This is a genomic window from Microbacterium sp. NPDC090281 (assembly GCF_044769635.1).
Lineage (GTDB): Bacteria > Actinomycetota > Actinomycetes > Actinomycetales > Microbacteriaceae > Microbacterium.
On record NZ_JBIVYH010000001.1, the window covers coordinates 2,718,462 to 2,740,245 of the forward strand.

16 protein-coding genes are annotated in these 21,784 nt (G+C 67.8%); 8 read left to right on the forward strand and 8 right to left on the reverse strand.

What is annotated here, in order from left to right:
* The first annotated feature begins 97 nt into the window (after nucleotides 1-97).
* Together ACIQTX_RS13070 and ACIQTX_RS13075 are read left to right on the forward strand one after the other, a co-directional pair.
* Nucleotides 98-1,807, forward strand: a complete 1,710-nt coding sequence (locus tag ACIQTX_RS13070) for an ABC transporter family substrate-binding protein (RefSeq protein ID WP_402972605.1) — start codon at nucleotides 98-100, stop codon at nucleotides 1,805-1,807.
* 75 nt (nucleotides 1,808-1,882) lie between these two features.
* The gene (locus tag ACIQTX_RS13075) at nucleotides 1,883-2,626 is read left to right on the forward strand and encodes an alpha/beta fold hydrolase (protein ID WP_402972607.1); all 744 of its coding nucleotides are present in this window, start codon (nucleotides 1,883-1,885) and stop codon (nucleotides 2,624-2,626) included.
* Here ACIQTX_RS13075 and ACIQTX_RS13080 read toward each other — a convergent pair.
* Together ACIQTX_RS13080 and ACIQTX_RS13085 are read right to left on the reverse strand one after the other, a co-directional pair.
* On the reverse strand, nucleotides 2,621-3,811 hold the full coding sequence (locus ACIQTX_RS13080) for an MFS transporter (RefSeq protein WP_402972609.1): 1,191 nt from the start codon (nucleotides 3,809-3,811) through the stop codon (nucleotides 2,621-2,623). The genes ACIQTX_RS13075 and ACIQTX_RS13080 overlap by 6 nt on opposite strands.
* Before the next feature lie 44 nt (nucleotides 3,812-3,855).
* Complete coding sequence (locus tag ACIQTX_RS13085; protein ID WP_402972611.1) at nucleotides 3,856-5,229, reverse strand: glycoside hydrolase family 1 protein; 1,374 nt, start codon at nucleotides 5,227-5,229, stop codon at nucleotides 3,856-3,858.
* Nucleotides 5,230-5,451: 222 nt separating this feature from the next.
* On the opposite strand from ACIQTX_RS13085, the gene rpsT reads away from it, so the two are divergent.
* Nucleotides 5,452-5,712 carry a 30S ribosomal protein S20 gene (rpsT, locus tag ACIQTX_RS13090; RefSeq protein WP_028501636.1) on the forward strand — a complete coding sequence of 87 codons (261 nt, stop codon included), beginning with the start codon at nucleotides 5,452-5,454 and terminating at the stop codon, nucleotides 5,710-5,712.
* Between the two features lie 88 nt (nucleotides 5,713-5,800).
* On the opposite strand, the gene holA is transcribed toward rpsT, so the two are convergent.
* The 3 genes from holA to ACIQTX_RS13105 form a co-directional block, all read right to left on the reverse strand.
* A complete protein-coding gene (gene holA, locus ACIQTX_RS13095; RefSeq protein ID WP_402972613.1) occupies nucleotides 5,801-6,838 on the reverse strand; it encodes a DNA polymerase III subunit delta in 1,038 nt (345 codons plus the stop codon).
* Nucleotides 6,839-6,882: 44 nt separating this feature from the next.
* Complete coding sequence (locus tag ACIQTX_RS13100) at nucleotides 6,883-9,246, reverse strand: ComEC/Rec2 family competence protein (RefSeq protein WP_402972615.1); 2,364 nt, start codon at nucleotides 9,244-9,246, stop codon at nucleotides 6,883-6,885.
* A gap of 439 nt (nucleotides 9,247-9,685) precedes the next feature.
* Complete coding sequence (locus ACIQTX_RS13105; RefSeq protein ID WP_402972617.1) at nucleotides 9,686-10,996, reverse strand: reverse transcriptase family protein; 1,311 nt, start codon at nucleotides 10,994-10,996, stop codon at nucleotides 9,686-9,688.
* A gap of 736 nt (nucleotides 10,997-11,732) precedes the next feature.
* Between ACIQTX_RS13105 and ACIQTX_RS13110 the strand changes: the two genes are divergently transcribed.
* The 5 genes from ACIQTX_RS13110 to ACIQTX_RS13130 all read left to right on the forward strand — a co-directional run bounded on the left by ACIQTX_RS13110 (nucleotide 11,733) and on the right by ACIQTX_RS13130 (nucleotide 17,217).
* A complete protein-coding gene (locus ACIQTX_RS13110; protein ID WP_402972619.1) occupies nucleotides 11,733-12,884 on the forward strand; it encodes a sensor histidine kinase in 1,152 nt (383 codons plus the stop codon).
* A complete protein-coding gene (locus ACIQTX_RS13115) occupies nucleotides 12,881-13,537 on the forward strand; it encodes a response regulator (protein WP_402972621.1) in 657 nt (218 codons plus the stop codon). The genes ACIQTX_RS13110 and ACIQTX_RS13115 overlap by 4 nt, the downstream gene beginning before the upstream one ends.
* Nucleotides 13,538-13,640: 103 nt before the next feature.
* The gene (locus tag ACIQTX_RS13120; RefSeq protein WP_402972623.1) at nucleotides 13,641-14,795 is read left to right on the forward strand and encodes a hypothetical protein; all 1,155 of its coding nucleotides are present in this window, start codon (nucleotides 13,641-13,643) and stop codon (nucleotides 14,793-14,795) included.
* Nucleotides 14,796-15,088: 293 nt separating this feature from the next.
* Nucleotides 15,089-15,718, forward strand: coding sequence for an ATP-binding cassette domain-containing protein (locus ACIQTX_RS13125; RefSeq protein ID WP_402972625.1), 630 nt, complete (start codon nucleotides 15,089-15,091; stop codon nucleotides 15,716-15,718).
* Nucleotides 15,715-17,217, forward strand: a complete 1,503-nt coding sequence (locus tag ACIQTX_RS13130) for a hypothetical protein (RefSeq protein ID WP_402972627.1) — start codon at nucleotides 15,715-15,717, stop codon at nucleotides 17,215-17,217. Before ACIQTX_RS13125 ends, ACIQTX_RS13130 begins: the two co-directional genes overlap by 4 nt.
* Nucleotides 17,218-17,254: 37 nt before the next feature.
* Here the strand turns inward: ACIQTX_RS13130 and ACIQTX_RS13135 are convergent, their stop codons facing one another.
* The 3 genes from ACIQTX_RS13135 to leuS form a co-directional block, all read right to left on the reverse strand.
* On the reverse strand, nucleotides 17,255-18,184 hold the full coding sequence (locus ACIQTX_RS13135) for an aminoglycoside phosphotransferase family protein (RefSeq protein WP_402972629.1): 930 nt from the start codon (nucleotides 18,182-18,184) through the stop codon (nucleotides 17,255-17,257).
* 319 nt (nucleotides 18,185-18,503) lie between these two features.
* Nucleotides 18,504-19,103, reverse strand: a complete 600-nt coding sequence (locus ACIQTX_RS13140) for a ComEA family DNA-binding protein (RefSeq protein ID WP_402972631.1) — start codon at nucleotides 19,101-19,103, stop codon at nucleotides 18,504-18,506.
* A 93-nt stretch (nucleotides 19,104-19,196) separates the two neighbouring features.
* Complete coding sequence (gene leuS / locus ACIQTX_RS13145; RefSeq protein ID WP_402972633.1) at nucleotides 19,197-21,773, reverse strand: leucine--tRNA ligase; 2,577 nt, start codon at nucleotides 21,771-21,773, stop codon at nucleotides 19,197-19,199.
* Nucleotides 21,774-21,784: the final 11 nt, after the last annotated feature.

Sequence of the window (21,784 nt, forward strand, 5' to 3'; positions counted from 1 at the left end):
CGATAACAGTTAGTCCAGATTCACTTGCCGCTGGAGCATTCGTGCACCGGGCGAACTATTCTCCCCTTATGACACGCCGCAAGGCGAAAGGAGCACCATGAAGCAGTACAAGCTGATGGGAGCGCTGGCACTCACCGGCGCTTTCGCACTCGCGCTCAGCGGGTGCGCTGCCGGCAACACCGGCAGTAGCGACAACGGCGACAACGGCGAAGCAGCCGGGGTCGATATGGCGAACTACAACCCCCAGCCCCGCGAGAACCTCAAAGAGGGCGGCGAGGTCAACTTCGCCGTTACGGAGGTTCCGGCGCAGCTCAACTCGTTCAACAGCGACGCCAGTGCCAACACCGCAAGGATCGCTGCGTGGTACATGCCGCAGATCATCCTGATGAAGCCGGATGGCACGCAGTACAAGAACGACAACTACCTCACCGAGTGGAAGAACGAGGTGAAGGATGGGAAGACCGTCCTGACCTTCACGTTCACCGACGAGGCGCACTGGAACGACGGCACCGACATGGACTGGACCGCCATCGATGCCACGTGGAAGGCCAACCGTTCTTATGACGATGGCTTCAACCCCAACGCCACTGACGGCTACAAGGAGATCGAGTCCGTCGAGCAGGGCGACACGGCCAAGACCGCCATCGTCACGTTCAAGGGCGAGTTCGCCTGGCCGCAGATGCCGTTCAACGGCGGCGTCATCCACCCCGCACTGGCCGACCCGACCACGTTCAACGAGGCCATGATCGAGAACCCGCACCCCGAGTGGGGTGCCGGTCCTTACACGATCGATGAGTACGACGCGACCAAGGGGTACGTCTCGTTCAAGCCGAACCCCGAGTGGTGGGGCGACGCCCCGCTGCTGGACAAGGTCTCGATGACCGGCATGGACTACCCGGCCGGTGTCAACGCCTTCAAGAACGGTGAGGTCGACATGACGGAGACGGGCTCTCAGGAGCTCATCGACCAGGTCAAAGACGTCGACGGGGCGGTTGTCCTCCGTGCCCAGCAGACGGCGAACACCATCCTGCAGGTCGACTCGACGAAGCCGCAGTTCGAGGACGTCAAGGTTCGCGAGGCATTCTTCAAGGCCATCAACATCGACCAGCAGAAGCAGATCGCCTGGAACGGCCTCGGCTACAAAGAGGACCCGGCCGGTTCGCTGACCCTGTTCTCGTTCCAGCCTGGCTACTCGGACTCGATGAAGGCCGCAGGCTGGAAGTTCGATGTCGAGGGCGCCAAGAAGCTCCTCGACGAGGCCGGCTGGAAGGAAGGCTCTGACGGCATCCGCGAGAAGGATGGCGTCAAGCTCTCCGTCGTCTATCCGATCTGGAGCGACACCGCGACCCAGAAGGCACTCGCGCAGTCGCTGCAGGCGCAGGAGAAGGCGATCGGCATCGACGTCAAGGTCGAGGTGCGTCCCTCCAGCCAGTTCTCCGAGGACTACACGTCGAAGAACTGGGATGTCTCCGGACTCCGCTTCACCTCCTCCGACTCGTTCGGTGCCGCCTGGTTCTGCCAGCTGTACTGCTCGGACTCGGGTCTCAACCTGTCGGGTGTCGGCGACGCCGAGCTCGACGCCGAGATCAAGGACAAGGTCGAGTCGCAGTCCGACCCCGAGGCGCAGACCGCGGCCGCGATGAAGCTCGAGCCGGAGATCTACAAGCGCTGGGGCCTCATCCCGCTCTACAACGGCCCGCAGATCTTCACCGTTCGGGAAGGCCTCGCCAACCTGACGCCGGAGCCGTACCTGGGTCTCGACCTGTTCGGCATCCAGCCGGTCGAGAACGTCGGCTGGGAGAAGTAACACTCTCTGACACACATCGTGTCGAAGCGGGGTCGGTGGTTCATCCACCGGCCCCGCTTTCTCTATGCTGAACGCGTGAGCGCACAGATCGTCTTCGTGCACGGCATCCGCACTTCCGCCACCATGTGGCGGTCGCAGGCTGTCTACCTCGAAGAGCGCGGCTACGCGTTCACAGCCGTCGATCTCCCCGGTCACGGCTCCAGGATGCACGAGGACTTCACCCTCCACGAGGCGCTGCACACGATCGATGTCGCGGTGCGTGCCGCAGCGGAGAACGGCCCCGTCGTGCTGGTGGGGCACTCGATGGGCGGCCTGCTCTGCCTCGCGTACGTCGGGGGCGCGCAACGGCCGCCGGTGGCCGGGTTGGTCGCGGCGTCCTGCACCTCGCTCCCCCACGGCGCTGGTCTGCGCGCATACCGGCTCTTCACTCGAGCCGTCGATTCACTCCCCGACCGTGGGATGTGGCTGACCGGAAGGATTCTCGAGGCCACCATCCCCTCCGAGACCCGATCGGACTTCGCTGCGGGCGGCTATGCGCTGGACACTCAGGATGCAGCGCTGCGCAGCCTCGCAGCTCTCGACATCGCCGCTGCGGTCCCCCGCATCAGGGTGCCGCTCTGGTTCGTGAACGGGCAGTACGACCAGCTGCGCCTGAATGAGTCCCTGTTCCGGCGACTCGCACCGCACGCCGAGTTGATCATCGTGCCGCGCACGACCCATCTGGTCACCGCGATGCGTCCACGGATCTTCAATGCGGTGCTGCAGCTCGCCATTGCCACGGTGGAGGGTGACGCCGCACGGGTCACCGCAGACTCATGACTCCCTGACCGGCTGCCGCGCGAATGCGGTGAGAAGACCTCCGACCAGCGACAGCACTGCGGCCGCGATGAACACGAGCCAGAAGCCACCGACCAGCGCGACCAACCCTGCCCCGAGCACCGGGCCGATGAGTTGCCCGAGAGCCGCTGTGACGTTCACGATGCCCAGATCTCTGGCGTGATCCTGCTCATCCGGTAGGAGATCGGCGGCGAACGCGAGGCCCACTGTCGAGAAGGCGCCGTAGCCGAGGCCCATCAGGGCTGCCGCCACCATCGTCATCTCGAACGTCGGCACGAGCGCGATCGCCACACCCGATGCCGCCTGCACGACCGTCGCGGCGACCGCGAGGGTCCGCCGGTTCCCGGTTCGATCAGACACGATGCCGGTGATCACTGAGGCGATCACCACGAACACCGTGTACACGACGATCAGAAGCAGGAGGTTGTCCTGGGCGACCGCACTCGGCTGCCCGAGTCCGTGCAGCAGGAAGAACAGGAACAGCGCGGTTCCGAGCGCATTGCCCACATTGGTCACCAGGCGGCCCGAGAGCATCCAGGCGAAGTCACGATCTTGGAGGGATGCGAGCGGGCGCCGTCGTGCCGGCTTCGGCCGCATCGCCTCGGTGCTGGGCGGGTCGGGGAGCAGCAGTGCAGCCACTGTGCCGACCACGGCGATGATCCCTGCGAGCAGCAGATACCCGGCGCCGATCCCGAGTCCGAGCAGGACGACGAGCCCGACCCCGACCACGATGCCGACGGCCTGGCTGGAACCCACGGCTGCGGAAGCGGCGCCGCGCTGCGTCGACGGGAGCTGGTCGGCGATGAGTGCGGTGAAGGCGGCAGACGACACGGCGACGCCGATCGAGACTCCGACCCAGCCTGCACCTACGGCCCAGGGACCCTCGGCGAAGCCGGTGAGGACCAGGCAGACGGCGGTGAACAGCACGCCGCCCAGCGCCCACGGACGGCGACGATGACGCCCTGCCGCCACGCGATCTGAGAGCGCACCTGCCGCGGGGCCGGCGATGATGCCGGCGAGCCCTCCGATGCCGAGCACGAGCCCCGACGAGACGACCCCGCGGATCCAGTCGTCTTCCGGGGTGTCGAGCTGAAGCGGCAGAAGCAGTTGGACGGGTGTGAGTTGCACCGTCCAGATCGCGAGCCATGCCAGCGTGAACAGAGACATCCACCTCGCACCGGCTCTCACCGTGCGGGGCCCGGCCGCGGTCGTCATCTCGTGGCCTCCGACGCCGTCGCACTCGTTCGCGTACTCGCGATGAGGTCGCGGTACCAGTCGTAGGACGCCTTGGGCGTACGCTCACCCGTCTCGAAGTCGACGTGGACGAGTCCGAATCGCTGGGTGTAGCCGTCTGCCCACTCCCAGTTGTCCAGGAGCGACCACACCGTGTACTCCTCCACCGGTACACCGGCGTCGATCGCCTCCCCGACTGCTGCGAGGTGTTCGGCCAGATACGAGATCCGATCGGTGTCATCGACGCGGGTGGCGCGCTCGGGCTCGGGGAACGATGCACCGTTCTCCCCGATGATCACGGGCGGCAACTGGGGATGCCGGGCGTGCAGGTCTACCAGGAGGTCGCGCAGCGCGCTCGGCATGATCGGCCACTCGGGACCGAATCCGGTGACGGCCACTCCGGGGGTCGGCACGATGTCGAAGGGGATCGGACTCCCCTGTTCGGCTGCGGTGACCGTGGTCGGGTTGTAGAAGTTGATCCCGTAGAAGTCGATCGAACGCCCGATCTCCTCGAGGTCGCCATCCAGCACGGGCATCGGCGGCAGGCCTAGTGCCTCCAGATCGGGGTAAGCACCGGCCAGGAGCGGCTCGCTGAAGACCCTGTTGTGGATCAGGTCGTAGACCGCCGCGGCCTGATGGTCCTCGGCGGTGTCGCGCAACGGCAGCACCCAGGTGTGGTTGTTGACCAGTCCGACCGCTTCTGCTCCCTTCTCTCGAAGCACTGTCGCCGCCCGGGAATGAGCGAGGAGCTGGTGGTGGGCGGTCGGCAGCGCGTCGAAGAGCAGCTGCTTGCCCGGCGCCAGGGCGCCGACCGCATAGCCCTGCAACGTCGTCATCGCCGGCTCATTCAGGGTGTACCAGTGCGCGACCCGGTCGCTGAGACGCTCGGCCACGATGTCCGTGTACTCGGCGAAGCGCTCGGCCGTGTCCCGGTTGAGCCATCCGCCCTCCGCTTCGACCGCACTGGGCATCTCCCAGTGGAAGAGAGTCGGGAACGGGACCACTCCGGCGTCGAGCAGGAGATCGACGAGACGGGAGTAGTGGTCGAGAGCCGCGACTTCACCCATTCCCCTGCCGTCCGGCTGGACGCGTGCCCACGGGATGGAGAATCGGTAGCGGTCGAGACCGAGCCCGGAGGCCAGAGCCACATCGGACTCAGGATGCCGATAACTGTCGCACGCGGGCTCCGCGGTCGACCCGTCGATGATCGCACCCGGCCTCTCGAGGAAGTCGTCCCAGATGGATCGTCCGGCTGGTCCTGTAGGGCGGGAACCCTCGATCTGAAATGCAGAGGTCGCCGCAGACCAACGGAGGCCTGCGGGCGCGGACGGACGAACGGCTTCGGGGGTCATGTGGCTCCTTGACATCAGTGTCGGGATAGTGATGATTCTGCACCCGGTACCATCAAATCCGCGACCGAGTGTCGTGATCTCTTTCCCGTTTCGCGTCAACACCCCGTCTGCTGGTAGACTCGACTCTTGGCTTGCGTGTGGGTTCTTCCCTCACGACCGCTGTGCAGCAGCCCTCTTCTGCTGCCGGCATTCCGAACACTCCTGTACAGAAAGCGTCCACACGTGGCAAACATCAAGTCGCAGATCAAGCGCAACAAGACCAACGAGAAGGCTCGCGAGCGCAACAAGGCCGTCAAGAGCGAGCTCAAGACGCTCATCCGCTCGACCCGCACGGCAGTCACCGCCGGCGACAAGGCAGCAGCCGAGGCCACCATGAAGAAGGCCGCCGTCAAGCTCGACAAGGCCGTCAGCAAGGGTGTCCTGCACAAGAACCAGGCGTCGAACCGCAAGTCGGCTCTCGCCAAGCAGGTCGCTTCTCTCTGAGCTGAAGCATCTGAGAAAGGCCCGTCCCGTCACCGGGGCGGGCCTTCTTCGTCTTCCCGTACGCTTGCCCGGAGGCAGAATCGGCCTGCTACTCGCCGAATGGTCGACGCGTGGCGATCACGGTGACCATTCGCTCCAAAGCGAAGATCGGGTCACGAGCCGCGCCCTTGACCTCACCATCGGCTCTGGCCGTCGCCTGGATCGCCAGACCGAGTGACTTCTCGTTCCAGCCGACCAGGTCGCGGCGGGCGCGATCAACCTGCCAATCCTTCATCCCCAAGCGCTGTGCGAGCTGGCGACTGGGCTCGCGATTGCCGGCGACGCGAGCCATGGTGCGGAGTTTCATCGCGAAAGCTGCGACCATCGGAACCGGGTCAGCACCGGATGAGAGAGCATGGCGGAGGGCGATCAATGCCTCGCCGTAGCGACCGGCGATCGCCGTGTCGGCGACGACGAAAGCCGAAACCTCTACCCGGCCGCCGTAGTACTTGGTGATGATCTCCTCTGAGATATCGCCCTCGACATCGCCGATGAGCTGCTGGCAGGCCGCCGCGAGCTCGGTCAGATCGTCGGCGAATGCGGAGACCAGCGCACGCAGCGCAGGAGGTGCGATGCGCTTCTTCGCGGCCCGGAACTCGCCGGCTGCGAAGTCGACGCGGTCGCCGTCGCGCTTGATCGCGGCGCAGGCTATCTCGATCCCCCCGCCGTTCCCGGCACGGAGCGCATCGAGGAGCTTCTTGCCCCGCACACTCGCGCCGGTGTGGCGGAGGATGACGGTCGCCCCCTCCTGAGGGTTATCGAGGTACGACACCGCCTCCTGGATGAAGGCATCAGAACACTTCTCCACGCCGGACACACGCACCAGACGCGGCTCACCGAACAGGGAGGGCGAGGTGAGCGAGAGCAGGGTTCCCGGCGCGTAGTCATCGGCACGGACATCGCTGACCTCGAGCGCAGGATCCTCCGCACGGAGGTAGTCACGCACCCCGGCGATCGCTCGCTCGGCGCAGACCTCTTCCGGACCGGAGACGAGCACGATGGGGGCGGGACGCGGCTCTCGCCACGAGACCTGCGGGATCTTGGTGGGCTTCGCGCCACCGCGGGAAGGAGGACGCGAAGCTGCCATGGATCCAGCCTACCGGCGGTCGCCGACACAGCCCCGCGGCGGGACTACCGCGCCGCCCGTTCCGTCCAGACCTCCAGCTCGTCATCGCGGAGGCCGAGCAGGATGCGGCCCTGCTCGTCGGTCCGCAGAGTGTGCGCGCCGGACGCGGCCAGGAGGTCGAGGGTTTCTGCGCGCGGATGCCCGTAGTCGTTGTCCGCTCCGACGCTGAACAGCGCAACACGAGCCTGTATCGCCTCATACAGACCGGGATCCTGATCAGCGCTGCCATGGTGGGCCACCTTGACCACCCCGTAGTGGCCGAGCCTGGCCGTGCGCAGCAGCATGCGCTGGGGCGCGGCCGAGAGGTCACCGAGGTAGATCGAACGGGGCACGCCTCCCCCGTCGAACTCCATCACCACGCTCGCATCGTTGCCGGCGGGAAAGGCCGCGGATCCCCGTAGCGGCCAGAGAACCCGCCATTCCGCGTCGCCGAGCATGCCGTGTTGCCCTGCCGATCCCTCATCGACACGTGCGCCCGCATCGGCGAGATCCGCGAGGAACCGGCGGTCGGATTCCTCTGCCACGGGGCCATGCAGAACCGCGGCGACCCGCCCTCTGACGGCGGCGACCCCGCCGATGTGGTCGAGGTCGAAATGTGTGAGGACGAGAAGGTCGATGCGCTCGACGCCGAGAGACCGCAGGCAAGCAGCCAAGGGCTCCGGGTCTGGCCCTGCATCGATCAGAGCGACCTTCGTCGCGGAGCGGACGAGCACGGCATCTCCCTGTCCGACGTCGCACGCCGCGATGGACCAGCCCGCCGGTGCCGTCGCTGTAGCCAGTGGGCCGTCGAGGAGCATGCGGGACCCCGCGAGCGACAGCACCACCACGAGGACGGCAGCTGCACCTCGCCGCATCCACCGGATCGGCCGTGCGTCTGTGCGCTTCCGGGATTCCGTCGGGCGCCGGATCAAGACGATCGCGATGGCTCCGCTCACAAGAGCAACCAGCACAGCGCTGCCGATTCCGGCCGGCAGCAGGATCTGCGCAACCGGCAGCCCGGCGGTGGTCGTCGCGGTCGTCGCGATCCAGGCGGTGGGGAGCCAGGCGGCCGCCACCAACAAGTCGGCAAGACCGGGAAGAGGCATCGCAAGGCAGGCGAGAAGCCCGATCACCGTAGCGACCGGGGCCGCGGGTGCGGCGATCAGGTTCGCGGCGATACCGATCAGCGATTGCTGCTCGGCGAACAGGGCGATGATCGGGCCGCACGCCAGCTGTGCGGCGAGCGGCACCGCGATCGCCAGCGCCACAGGTGCGGGCATCGCCTTGCCGAGCCCTCGGGCGAGCGGTGGCGCGAGCAGGATCAGCGCGCCGGAAGCCGCCACCGACAGGGCGAAACCGGGTGTCGCCGCCAGCCAGGGATCGGCAAGAAGGATTCCCACCGCACACAGCGAGAGCATGCCGGCCCCGGCGCTGGGTCGGCCCAGCAGCACGGTGAGCATGCCGACCGCCGCCATCACCGCCGCACGGATCACGCTCGGCTCGGGAGTCACCAGGACCACGAAACCGGCCAAGCCCGCCAGCGACAGCAGCACTCGCAACCAGCGCCCGCCGCCGCACAGTGCAGTCAGCCAGAACATCGCGCCGACGACGATCGCGCAGTTCGCGCCGCTGACCGCGGTGAGGTGGCTGAGACCACTCGTCCGCATGTCGTCGTTCAGCTCGATCGACACTGCCCGGGTATCCCCCACGGCGAGGCCGGGCAGCAGGCCCGCACCGGGCTCCGGCAATCGGGTCGCTCGTTCGATGAATTCCTTGCGCGCGCCGGCGGTGATGCCGAAGACACCGGATGCAGGGCGCACGACCTCCGCCTCCGTCGCGAAAACGACGAGGGCGGACCGCTCTCCCGCCTCCGTCTCCATGGCCTGACCGACCAGGCGAACGCCGGCGCCGAAATCGAATCCCTCGCCAGGGGCGACACCGACCCGCACCGGCACCGACAGCGCCCCCGGCTCACCGCGGATACCGATGCTGCGCGTCTGCGCATCGAACCACAACCGCCCGTCCTGCCCGACCGTCGCCGACGAGGTGACATCCGCGGCCACCTCGATCGCGCGACCCGACCACGCCGCCGCACGCTCGCGCGCCGGAATCGCCAGCGCGGCCGAGAGCGCCGTGGCCGCCATCGCCGCGAACAGCAGCACACCGAGACCGCCACCCCAGCCGCGCCCCCGCACCAGAGACCCGCGCGCGACGGCGAACACGAGCACGGCGGCGACAGCGCCTGCACCGGCGACCCACCACGACCAGGCTGGGAGGGAGACGCACACGAGCGCAGCAACCCATACGCCCGCGGCCAGTGGCAACAGCCGCAGATCACGACGCCTCACACGAAGGCGTGGCGCTTCCGGAGATGGCTCTCGCTGCGGCATCCGGCCACGCTATGACACGCTGAGACCACCACGCGGCCGCCATCAAACACCTCACGGCAGTCACTAGAGAACGAGCGCAGATCGGCTTCTGTGCAGGACGGAATCACCGCGCCTGCCCAGTGTCACAGCTGCACCGAGGGCCACAGCCTAGAGGCAAGTCGCACCATGAGTCGAAACCGCGACTTTCCCTCGCATGACGCCACCGATCAACATCGCCAAGAATCCGGGCAAGCTCGGGCGCCTGAATCGTGCGCGCCGAGATGGCCGCCGAGGCGGCGCAGTGGCGACCGCCGGGGGGCTTGATCAACACGCAGTTGGTGGCGTCGGATCATCTGCTGTTCCGGCGGCTCTGTCTGCGGAAGACGCGTGGTGATTCCCACAAGCGTTTAGGTGGGATTCACCAGCTCAGTCGACGGTTTCGTGCCCGGTCGCCGCGCGGTCACCACGGGATACGCAGAAACTCCGCACGGAGTTTCTCGCCTCGATGGGGGTTCAGACTCTCGACCCACGAGATGCGGCCGAGCAGATGTGCACGGAAATCGCCGAGTCGGCGGTGATTCTGGCTGTGTGGACCGTGCACGACGCAGTTGTGGATCGTCGCCTTGAGCAGGTCGTAGTCGTCCCGTGAGACATTCGTTCGCTGGTTGACGACGATTCCGGTCACGCTCTGCCTGACGCCCTGGCGTCGGACCCTCGTCTTGTGCGGGTTGGCCACGTGCCCCTCGTCCTCGATGATCCGCTGCGCACCGCGGATGAAGGCATCAGGTCGCTTCGCGAGTCTCGGACCGCCGCTGAACGCGAGGTCATCGGCGTATCGCGTATAGGTCGCATCGACGGCATCCGCCCATCCCGTCAGCCGTGAATCGAGGCGCCGGATGGCGAGGTTGGCAAGCATCGGCGAGGAGGGAGCGCCCTGCGGCAGGTGACTCGTGGCCAGAGCCCGGCGCAGGGCGAACCGCTCGTCGGATGATCCGCCCGGTGGCATGGCAGCAAGCACGCGCGGAGGAACGGCGTTGGTACACAGCCCGGTCACGACGTGCGCGACGGGTTCGGACAGTCCCGACTGCCGAAGGGTTCCGTAGATGCGACCGCCCGTCACACGGGAGAAGAACGTGGAGAGGTCGAGGGATATGACGATGTCGGCCCCCGTGTGGCGCGCGGCCCCAGTGGCCGCGCTGCGACCGGGCATGAAACCGTGGGCGGCATCGTTCACGGCCATGAGGCCGAGCACTCGTTCCAGGAGACTGCGCTGCACGCGGCGCATCCGTTGCTCCGGAATCTCCAGCAACCTGGGGATCCGCCCGTGCCGTGTGCGCCACTCGTACCGATAGTGGTGCAAGGCCCCGGAGCGTGCGCGCCGATTCCAATGCTTGGTGTCGGCGAACCACTGGAGCCGACCGACGTCCAGATCGAGCATGGCGGCGAGATCCGGGATGCTGTCGATGCGGGGAAGAGCGCCCGAGGGCGGCTGCGACGCCGATGGACCGACTACGCGGTGGTGGATGCGCAGCGGCGAACGGCGCTCGTCGGCCTTGCGCACCGCTTCTGCGAAATCGGGCGAACGGAGGATCACCGACGTCAGCAGTCGCGGGGCATCGACAGGCGGGCGGACGAAGGAGGTCAACACGTCACCGACGAGCGGAGAGAGCCAACGGCGACGCGCTCCCATGACGTACGCGCCGGCCTCGACGAGCTGCTCCTTCGCCCAGACCTCTGAGGCGAGGAAAGCATCGGCCAGAGAGGCGGCCACCGACGACGGCAACGGTCGCGGCGTGCGCCCAAGCACGCGTGATGCGGTGGAGGGCGCCATCAGAGGGCAGCCGCGGAGCGGGCGTCGGGCGTGCAATGGCCTGCGTACGACTCGTCCATCAGTGCGGGCACCGGTCTGCGCGAAGCGCAGTAAGGCGCCTGCGGCGTTCGTTCCAGGTCAGACTGCGCACCCCGGGGTGACCCCGGAGAGAGCGGAACACATCGTGAACCACTCGCCTCGTCCGCAAGCCATCGCACGACGCCACGATAGCAAGGAACACCAACGTCCGGATGGCATCGACCGTAGCCACGGCACACTGAACTGATGCCGATCATCGACATCACGTGCGCACGCCGAGGCAGCGATTGATGCAGCGTCCGTCTACTAGCGGAGCTTCGGCTCCGTCTTCATATCAGGCGGGAGGAGGGCGAGTCGGCGTGACTCCCGCACCAGCGCCCATACTTCGCGGGGGCGATAGCGAAGGAAGACCTTCTGAGGCCGCGAACCGCGGACGAGAGCATCCGTCCCACCGTCGCAGTAGATGACCTGGCCGGTAGCGATGGTCCGGGCATTGGAATCCGCCCTCGGCGGGTTCCGCACGCGGGCGCCGAGAGCCAAGAGCAACCGACCGGACAGAACGCGTTCGGGGCGCGTGAAGACGTCTCACCCGGCAGGGTGATCCCGCACGAACGACGTGCATGAGAGCATGAAGGCGATGCGCTCCGAGACCTCTACGATGAGTCCCCGTCGGCACGCGTGGCTGCGTGTCGACGTGATCGTCGCGCTCCTCGCCCTTGTGATCCTGCTGCCGTCGAGCATCGCGATCCTCACCGAGCCTGCCACCCGTCCGGAACCGCAGATCCTTGCGCTGACGATCATGCTCTACGTGGCGCTGCACCTGACGACACTGCTCGCCGTACGCCGACCCGTCCTCGCCATCGTGCTCGCGAACGCCGTCATGTGCGGGCTCGTGCTGGTACCGGGCATCCGCGCGGTCTCCGGGGCGCTCCTCCCGTCGGGGGCGGCCTACCTCCTCGTCATCGGCCAGGTCGCGGCGCAGTCGAGCAGGACCGTGCGTGTCCTGGCGCTCGCGGGCGGCGTCTTCGGCGCGGCGCTCATCGCATTCACCGAGTTGCGGCTCGACGATGCGGATCTCCGTCTCGGAGCATTCCTCGGACTCAGCGGCGCGATCGCGGCTGCCTGGGCGATGGGGCTGGTCCTCAGAGTGCGGCGCGACCAAGCCGAAGAGCGGACGACGGCACGCGTCGCCCAGGCGATCGCAGACGAACGCGGACGGATCAACCGAGACCTGCACGACATCGTCGCCCACTCCATGACCGTGATGATCGCTCAGGCCGAGGTCGCCCGCGCGCTGCGCGCCGACGATACCGATCGGAGCGATGCCGCACTCGTGATCGTCGTTGACACCGGCCGCGAAGCGCTTCGGGGCATGCGCGCGGTCGTCTCGGACGATGCCCCGCGTGAGCCGCTGCCGACGATCGACTCACTGGATGCACTCGTCGAGAGCGTGCGCACTCCCTCGACGCACGTCCGGCTCACGGAGCACGGCACCAGGGCGGACCTCCGCGCCGACGCCGCCCTGGCTCTGCATCACGCCGTGCGCGAGGCGCTCACGAACGCCGTCCGACACAACGCGCCTCCGGTCGCGGTCGAGGTGCAGCTCGACTGGCAGCCGGACACCGTGCGGGCAACGGTGGCTGACGATGGAGGCACCGGCACCGTCATGAGCGATCTGGGCAGCGGCGTGGGCCTGGTCGGGATCACCGAGCGGGTGCGACTCGCCGGCGGCGCACTCACCGCGCGTCGAGGCGACCGGCGCGGATGGATCGTCACCGTCGACCTGCCTACCCGGAGGAGCCTCGAATGACACTGCGCATCCTGATCGTCGATGACCAGGAGCTGTTCCGCACCGCCATCGTGCTGATGCTCTCGCGCGATCCGAGGTTCTCGGACGTGGCCGCCGCTTCCTCCGGTGACGAGGCGATCGCGCACGTGCGCGCGCATGCCGTGGACGTCGTGCTGATGGACATCCGCATGCCGGGGACGGACGGCATCGCCGCCACGCGCGAAGTACTGCGACTGCGCCCGGCCACCAGGGTCCTGATCCTCACGACCTTCGATCTCGACGAGTACGTGTACGCCGCGATCCGCGAGGGCGCGAGCGGATTCCTCACCAAGGACACCAGCCCCGCGGAGCTCGCAGATGCCGCCGTCGCCGCCGCCGCCGGTGAGTCGGTGATGTCGGCACGCGCGACGCAGGCGCTGATCGGCTTCGTGCGCGACGGCGCTCCCGCAACCGACCCGGTGCCGGCGCTCTCGGCGCTCAGCCCTCGAGAGCAGGAGGTCGCCCGAGCCCTCGCCACCGGCGCATCGAACGACGACATCGCACGACAGCTGTTCCTGTCGGCGAACACGGTGAAGACGCACGTGAAGGCCGTGCTGGCGAAGCTCGGCGTCCCGGATCGGGTACATGTCGTCATCTGGGCCTACGAGAAGGGCCTGCTGCGTCCGGGCGGGTGACCGCCGCTCGACGCGGGCGTCCGCGCAGGCTCACCCGTGCGAGTGAGGAAGATGACCCGAACGGGAGAAGCCGGCCGCTGGGGCACATTCCTAACGTGGGAGCATGTCAGTTCTCACGCGCATCATTGCCCTCCTCGCCGCAGCCGTCGGCGCCCTGACCGTCGCCGTCACCAGCCTGGTGAGGATGCTCACCCCCGGTGTCGACGCGCTGCCCTCCAGCCTGATCGGCCACCTCGGTCACGGCGTCGAACTCGCGCTCGCCCTGACCGGGGCACTGGCCGCGTTCCTCATATCGCTGTTCGCGCTGTTCGCGCTGATCACGCACGGCACGGCGAGCCGGACGGTGCCGACGTGGATCGTGCGCACGGCCGGCCTCGTCGCCGGGCTGCTCCTCGCCGTCGCGATGCCCGGGGGCGTGATCGCCGCCGCCGGGTACACGTTCGCGATGACGGTCATCGTCGGAGTTCTGGCGCTCATCATCCTCACTCTTCTGCGTCGTCCGCTGCTCGGCCTCACCCTCGGCGCGGTGGTCGTCGGCGCTCTCGCGTACGCGATCGTGAGTCTCGAGGCCGGACCACTCGTCCCGCAGATATTGGGGAGCTACGGCACGGTGCTCCCGCAGGCCTCCCTCGCGATCGCCCATGTCGCTGCGGCCTCGGGCCTGCTCATCTGGATGATCGGCGATTCTCCGAACCGCCGGATCGGGTTCGCTGTTTCGGTCCTCCGACACCGCCGCGCGATCACGATCCTCGCCGCTGCGTGCGCCCTCCCCTACGCATTCGCTCGGGCGACCTGGCTCACACCGTGGCCGCTGTTCGGCGGAAGCAGCGAGATGTTCGCTGCAGACCCGTCGGTCCGGGTGCTGGGCCTCGCACTCGGCGCGGGGATGCTGGCCGGCGGCGTGCTCACATTGGGCCTGATCCTGCCCTGGGGCGAACGGTTCCCCCGCTTCCTCGCGGGGCTCGGCGGACGCTCCGTGCCTCCTGGGCTGGCCATCATCCCCGCCAGCGTGGTGAGCGTCCTGTTCACCGCCGCCGGAATTCAGTTCGCCCTCGAGGGTGCCGGACTCGTCGAGGACACCCTGTACCTGCTGCTGATGTTCCCGTTCTGGCTCTGGGGCCCGCTCCTCGGTCTCTCCACCTGGGCCTACGCGATGAACCGGGCGACACCCGGTGCCTCCGGTGTCAACCCAGTGCTCGCTCCGACGGAGATGGTTCCGGGAACGGAGTCAGGCGAGCGGACTCGACCGCTCAAGTGACTGTGACCTCGCGCCGTAGAACCTCAGCACAGGCCCGGTCGGTCTCGGCCTCGCCACCGGCTCTGGCTCTGCCTCTGGCTCTGCCTCTGGCTCTGGCTCTTCAAGACCCGGCGTCGCACGTGGCCTGCCGATCGACCGCCTGCCGGAAGAGGACCGCGAACCCTTCCTGCGATCTCTCGCTCGGCTCTCGCGCCACCGGCAGCCGAGAGGAAACGGCGGCTCGCCAGCGACTTCGGCGCCGCCTCAGGGGCGGCTCGCTTCCTCTTCCGTGACGACCTGCGAGGATGATTCGCATGATCGAGGTGGATGAGGTCACGGTGTCCGCGGGCGAGGCGACGCTTCTGCGTCCCGTGACGGTGACGGCGCCGCGGGGTGAGGCCCTGGTGATCCGCGGCAGGAATGGCACCGGCAAGTCGACCCTGCTCCGTGTGCTCGCCGGCACGCGGAAGCCTTCGAGCGGGATGGTTCGGATCGCCGGAGAAGCGGTGGCTCCGCGTGACCGGGGTTTCCGGCGGCGCGTCGCCGCGATGATCGGCCTGCCTCCGATGGCTCCCGACCTCACGGTGTCCGATCACGTCCTGCTGGTCGCGACAACCTGGCTGGACGATCCGGATGCGGCGACCGAGCTCGCCCGTCGCGTCCTCGCCGAGTTGGGCTTGACCATCTTCGGGCAACGGTTCCCGCACGAACTGTCGTCGGGGCAGACGCAGCTGTTCGGCATCGCTCTGGTGCTCGCTCGGCCGTTCGACGTGCTGATCCTCGATGAGCCGGAGCAACGGCTGGACCAGGAGCATGTCGAGTCGGTGATCCGGGTGCTGCGCGCGCGGCGCGATGAGGGCGCGGCTGTCGTCGTCGCCACGCACAGCCCGGTCCTCGCGGACGGGCTCGCCGACCGCACACTGTGGTTGGATGCCACGGCATGACCCGTCGCGCGTCCGCGGCGATCCGGATCTGGCGCGCCAGGAACACCCGCACGAACGGCGACCGGGGCTATGCGGTCTACATGGTCCTGATGGTCGCGCTGGTGGCCGTGGCACCGGTCGCAAGAGCCGCGTGGCTGACGGTGACGAGCACGGAGGGCCTCTCGCTCCTCTCCTCGTCCACCGCGAGTGAGGTCACCGTCCTCGTCGCCGCGGCCTTGTGCGCTGGCGCGCTGCTGCTGGGTCGCGATCGCGGTCCGGCCCTGCATCCCCCGTTCCTGACACATGCTCTCGCCACGAGCGAACTGGCCGCATCCGACGCGTTCCGGGTCCCGTTTCTCCGCGCCGGTGCGCTCGTTACCGCGGTGACCTCCGCGGTCGCCGCGCTGATCGGTGCCGGCCTGGCATCCAGCGGCACGGCGAGTCCCCTCGCCGCGGTCACCTTCGTCGCCGTCGGCGCACTCGTCGGCGTGATCACCACCGTGGCCTGGCTCGCCGGCCAGGTGTTCCCCCGCGCTGCGGTGGCGCTCGCCCTCGTCGTCTTCGTTTTGGGGGTGATCACCGCTTCCTTCCCCGCACTGCTGGCGTTCACCCCATGGGGATGGGTCGGACTCGCCTACCCGGGCAGCGGATCGCCGCACTCACATGCCGCGTTGATCGCGCTGATCGCGCTGAGTGGGATGCTCGTGATCTCGACGCCGATGCTGATGAACCGGCTCGGCCTCGCCGAGCTGATGGCCCAGGCCGCGCGGTGGGACTCGGCGACCGCCCACGCGACGGGCATGGATTTCGGCGCTGCCGCGACGATCTACCAGCGGCGACCTCAGTTCGGTCGCCGGTTCCGCGCCGTCCGACCGCTCCGACGGCAGGCGATGACGTTCCTGGTCCGCGATGCGATCGGAGCGGTCCGAACACCGGGCCGCCTCGTCGTCGGTGTCCTCGCTCTCGCCACGGCTGGTGCACTGACCGCACTCGCCTTCTCCCCCGCCTCGCCCAGCTGGACGCTGGGAGCAGCGGCCGGAGTAGTCCTGTTCGCCGGGCTCAGCCCCCTCACCGACGGCATCCGGCACGCAGCGAGCATCGCGTCCGATGTCCCGCTCTACGGGGTCAGCGACGAACAGCTGCTCGCCAGACACGCGTTCTTCCCGCTGGCCGTCCTGATCATCGTGCTGCTCGCGGCGTCCGTCGTGTGCGCGGTCACGGCGGGATTCGCGGCGACCGGGCCGATCACCGGTTCGCTCGCACTCGGGCTGCTCGCCCTCGTCGCTCGGATCAGCGACGCGGTGAAAGGTCCGCTGCCACCCGCGCTGCTCACCCCGATCCCGACGCCGATGGGCGACCTCGGCGCCGCCGTGCGACTGGCCTGGGCCTTCGACGGCCTGCTTCTCGCCGCATTCGCCGGCGCCGCAGCAGCACTCGTCTTCGAGTCTCCCCTCCTGCTCCTCGGCGCCGCCGTCGTCCTCGTCGGCATCGGCCTCAACCGCTGGCGACACCGCGCGTAGCCCGCGACGGTGTCGGCAGCGACGAGTCGACTCCGCTTCAGCCGACTGCGCCGAACGACGCGAGCGCATCATCCACCGTCTTCGCGGACGCGGCGATCGCGGTGCGCCCATCCTCTACATCCCACAACGTGTTCTGTAGCAGGCGTGCAACTGTCCACGCGGCTGCGCGGTCACGGTCGATGTCGAGCATCTCGGTGAGGATCTCGAATCGTCGACGCACGATACGTGGCGCGTCAGTAACACCGCCGTTCGTGCTCCATCCACTATCCAGTGCGGGCCATAGATCGAATCCAGGATCGCCGACCAGAGGCTCCGGATCTATCGCCAACCATGGTTCACGATCGGCGGCGAGGACATTCCCATAGTGCAGATCCCAGTGCAGAAAACGATCTCCTGGCTCCGTCTCAAGCTCGGCGGCTCTGCTCACCCATCGATGAAGACGAGACCGGTCATCGCTCGCCAGTGCCCGCAGCGCAGCCGGAGCGCCATCGAGCATCCCAGATAGGACCACACCAAGGTGGGGAAGCCCGTCAGGGGCAGCCACGCTATGCAAGCGCGCGAGGAGCCTTCCAACCACACTGACAGCATCGTCGTCGTCTTCAACAGCGTCGAGGGTGCGATCACCATGAAGGCGCTCGAGCAACATCCCACCCTGATCAGAGTCGCTATCCAAGAGACGAACTATCCCGCGGCCGCTCCATCGGAGGAGACCGAGGATCCCCGCAGTCGTCTCAGCGCGCGGCACCTGCAACTTCAGCACTGCTGGCGTCCCATCGCTGCGGCGCACCGGCACGACGACGCCCGCTTCTCCCGATCGAACCTCACCTTCCGGTCGGAGCTCCCACTTATGGAGCAGCTCGCCAACGACTACCGGCAACCTAGCCAGCCATTCGCGGGTCTCGTCGCTGCTCGCCTCGAGAGCCTTGAGAGCGCCAGCCGGAACGACGAACCGCGGATCTTCACCCATGCCAACAGTCCACCACGAAGTGACCCCGCGACCCGACGACCGGCCTCAACCGTGCGGGCCCTCCTGCCCGCGAGCCCTGGAAGGAGGCCGGCTCCGGGCTCGGGCAGACGCAGCGACCGTTCGACGAAGCCGCACTTGAGAGTCGCCGCGGCAGCGAACACGCCGGAGGCAGGGGCGATGCAATCTCGGCCCTGCTGGCGAACACGACCAGAGTCGAGCGCTCCCGCGCACCACCACACGACCCCTGAGACAATCACGCACAGCAGTCCTGTCGCCCACACCGCCACGGCGAGCGGCACCAGCCGGAGAACTCCCGGCTTCACACCCTGACCCCGTCGCGCACACCCGCGAGCAGCTTCTCTCCGATGCCCGGCACGGCGAGCAGATCGTCGACCGAGGCGAACCTGCCGTTCTCGTCCCGCCAGGCGATGATCCGCTCAGCCAGTGCAGGCCCGATGCGTGGCAACGTCTCGAGCGCCGCCTGATCCGCACTGTTGAGGTCGATCCGGCCATCAGCCGGGGGTCCGGCAGATCCCGGGGCATTCGTGGCAGCACCGACCGTCGGCACCACGATCTGCTCCCCGTCGTCGAGCACCCGAGCGAGGTTGACCGCAGCGAGATCGGCGGCCTCGGTCGTCCCACCCGCTGCCGCCAACGCGTCGACAACTCGCGCATCCAGGTCGAGGACGTACAGACCTGGCGCTTCCACGGCCCCCAGGACGTGCACGTAGAGCTCACCGGTCGGCTCGGCAGCGGCACCCTCATCGGCCAACGGCACCGACTCGACCGGTGCCGCCTGCCCGCGAAGAATGCCGAGGCCGACGGCAGCCGACAGCACGACCAGCGCCAGCACCACCGCCGCACCGATGCTCAGGCGCAACCGACGCCGGGACGGAGGAGGTGCCTGCGGGGATGCCATCCGGCCAAGCTAGGCGCCGTCAACAGTCCTGGTTCGCCCGGTAAGCGCCCACGGTGGACAACCCGCGTGGAGAGTCCACCGTGGAGAAGTCGATCAGCCCTTGACGACGAAACTGACGATCTTCGGCGCGCGCACCACGACCTTCACGATCTCGCGGTCACCGATCGAACGGATCACGCGCTCATCGGCACGTGCCAGTGCTTCGAGCTCGGCCTCGCCGATTCGCGCGGGGACCTCGAGCTGGGCGCGGACCTTGCCACCCACCTGCACGACTGCCGTGATCGTGTCTTCGACCAGCAGCGCAGGATCGGCGGAACGCCACGTCACCAGACCGACGGACGGCTCGTGACCCAGGATCTCCCACATCTCCTCCGCGGTGTGCGGTGCGAAGAGGTCGAGCATCACCGCGAGCGTCTCGGCGGCCTCGCGAACGGCGGGGTCGGCCGCGCCCGCTGCACCATCGATCGTCTTGCGGGTGATGTTCACCAGCTCCATCAGGCGCGCGACGAGCACGTTGAACTTCGTCTGCTCGACGAGGCCGGGCGCTTCGAACAACAGCTTGTGCGTCGCGCGGCGCAATGCAGCGTCTCCGCCGTCGAAGACCACGTCGACCGAGGACGAGACGTCGCCTGCGATCCGCAGGGCGCGTGCCAGGAACTTCTGCGCCCCGGCCGTCGACACGTCCTCCCAGTTGATGTCGTCTTCGACGGGGCCGGCGAATGCCAGTGCGACGCGGACGACATCGGCACCGGGGTCGATCATGCTCGAGGCGAACTCGACGAGGTTGCCCTTGCTCTTCGACATCTTCGATCCGTCGAGCAGCACCATGCCCTGGTTGATCAGCGTCGTGAAGGGCTCGGTGAAGTCGATCAGCCCGATGTCGAACAGCACCTTGGTGATGAAGCGCGCGTACAGCAGGTGCAGGATCGCGTGTTCGACACCACCGATGTACGAATCGACAGGCGCCCAGCGATCAGCCTGGGCCGGATCGAACGCCACGGTGTCGCTGTTCGGCGAGAGGAAGCGCAGGAAGTACCAGGAGCTGTCGACGAACGTGTCCATGGTGTCGGTGTCGCGCAGCACCGGGTCGCCCGTCTCGGGGTCGGTCGTGCGCACCCAGCTCTCGGCAGCCCCGAGGGGCGAGGTGCCCTTGGGCGAAAGGTCGAGACCGTCGACACTCGGCAGCTTCACGGGGAGCTTGTCCTCGGGCACCGGGATGATCCGGCCGTCTTCGGTGTGCAGCATCGGGATGGGAGTGCCCCAGAAGCGCTGGCGGGAGATCAGCCAGTCGCGCAGGCGGTAGTTCTTCGCCGCGCGCCCGGTGCCGGATGCCTCCAGCTGCTCGATCGCGCGAGCGATCGCGTTGCGCTTGGACAGCCCGTTCAGCGAACCGGAGTTGATCAAGCGGCCTTCGCCGGTCAGCGCGAGCCCGGTGGAAGCCGGGTTCTGCTCGTCGAGAGCGGCGCCGGTGTCGATCGGGACGCCTTCTTCATCGACCTCGATCACCGGCATCGCACCGGTGACGGGGGCCGTCGTGTCGACGACGACCTTGACGGGCAGGTCGAACGCGCGGGCGAAGTCCAGGTCGCGTTGGTCGTGCGCGGGAACGGCCATGACCGCACCGTGCCCGTAGTCGGCCAGCACGTAGTCGGCAGCCCACACGGGGAGCTTCTCACCGTTGACCGGGTTGATCGCATACCGCTCGAGGAACACACCCGTCTTCGGGCGATCCGTCGACTGTCGGGCGATGTCGGTCTCCTTCTGCACCTGCTCGAGGTACGTCTGGAAACGCTGCCGCACGTCGTCCGACGCATCGGCCGCGAGCTCGGAAGCCAGGTCGGAGTCGGGGGCCACGACGAAAAACGTCGCGCCGTGCAGGGTGTCAGGACGCGTGGAGAAGACCGTCACCGGCTCGGCCCGACCCTCGATCACGAAGTCGACATCCGCACCGATCGAGCGGCCGATCCAGTTGCGCTGCATCTGGAGAACCTTGTGCGGCCAGAAGCCCTCGAGCTGGTTCAGGTCGTCGAGCAGACGGTCGGCGTAGTCGGTGATGCGGAAGTACCACTGGGTGAGCTTCTTCTTGATGACCTCGGCGCCGCAGCGCTCGCAACGGCCGTCGACGACCTGCTCGTTCGCCAGCACCGTCTGGTCGTTGGGGCACCAGTTCACCGCACTCTTCTTGCGGTACGCCAGCCCACGCTCGTAGAGCTTCAGGAACAGCCACTGATTCCAGCGGTAGTACTCGGGGTCGGAGGTGTGCAGCACCCTGGTCCAGTCGTAGGAGGTGCCGAACTCCTTCAGGCTCTGCTTCTGCTGGTCGATGTTCGCGTAAGTCCACTCGCGGGGGTCGGCGCCGCGCTTGATCGCCGCATTCTCGGCGGGCAGCCCGAAGGAGTCCCAGCCGATGGGGTTGAGCACGTTGTGCCCGCGATGACGCCAGAACCGGGCGACCATGTCGACGTAGGCGTAGTTCTCGGCGTGCCCCATGTGCATGTCGCCCGATGGGTAGGGGAACATCCCGAGCACGTACTTGCGCGGGCGGGTGTCGTCGTCGCCGCCCGTGAGGAACGTGCCGTTCTCCGCCCAATACTTCTGCCACTTGTTCTGGATGGCGTGCGCCGACGGAGTCTCGTCGTCGGCAGGAGCGGTGGACAGGTTCTCAGACAACGAACGCACGA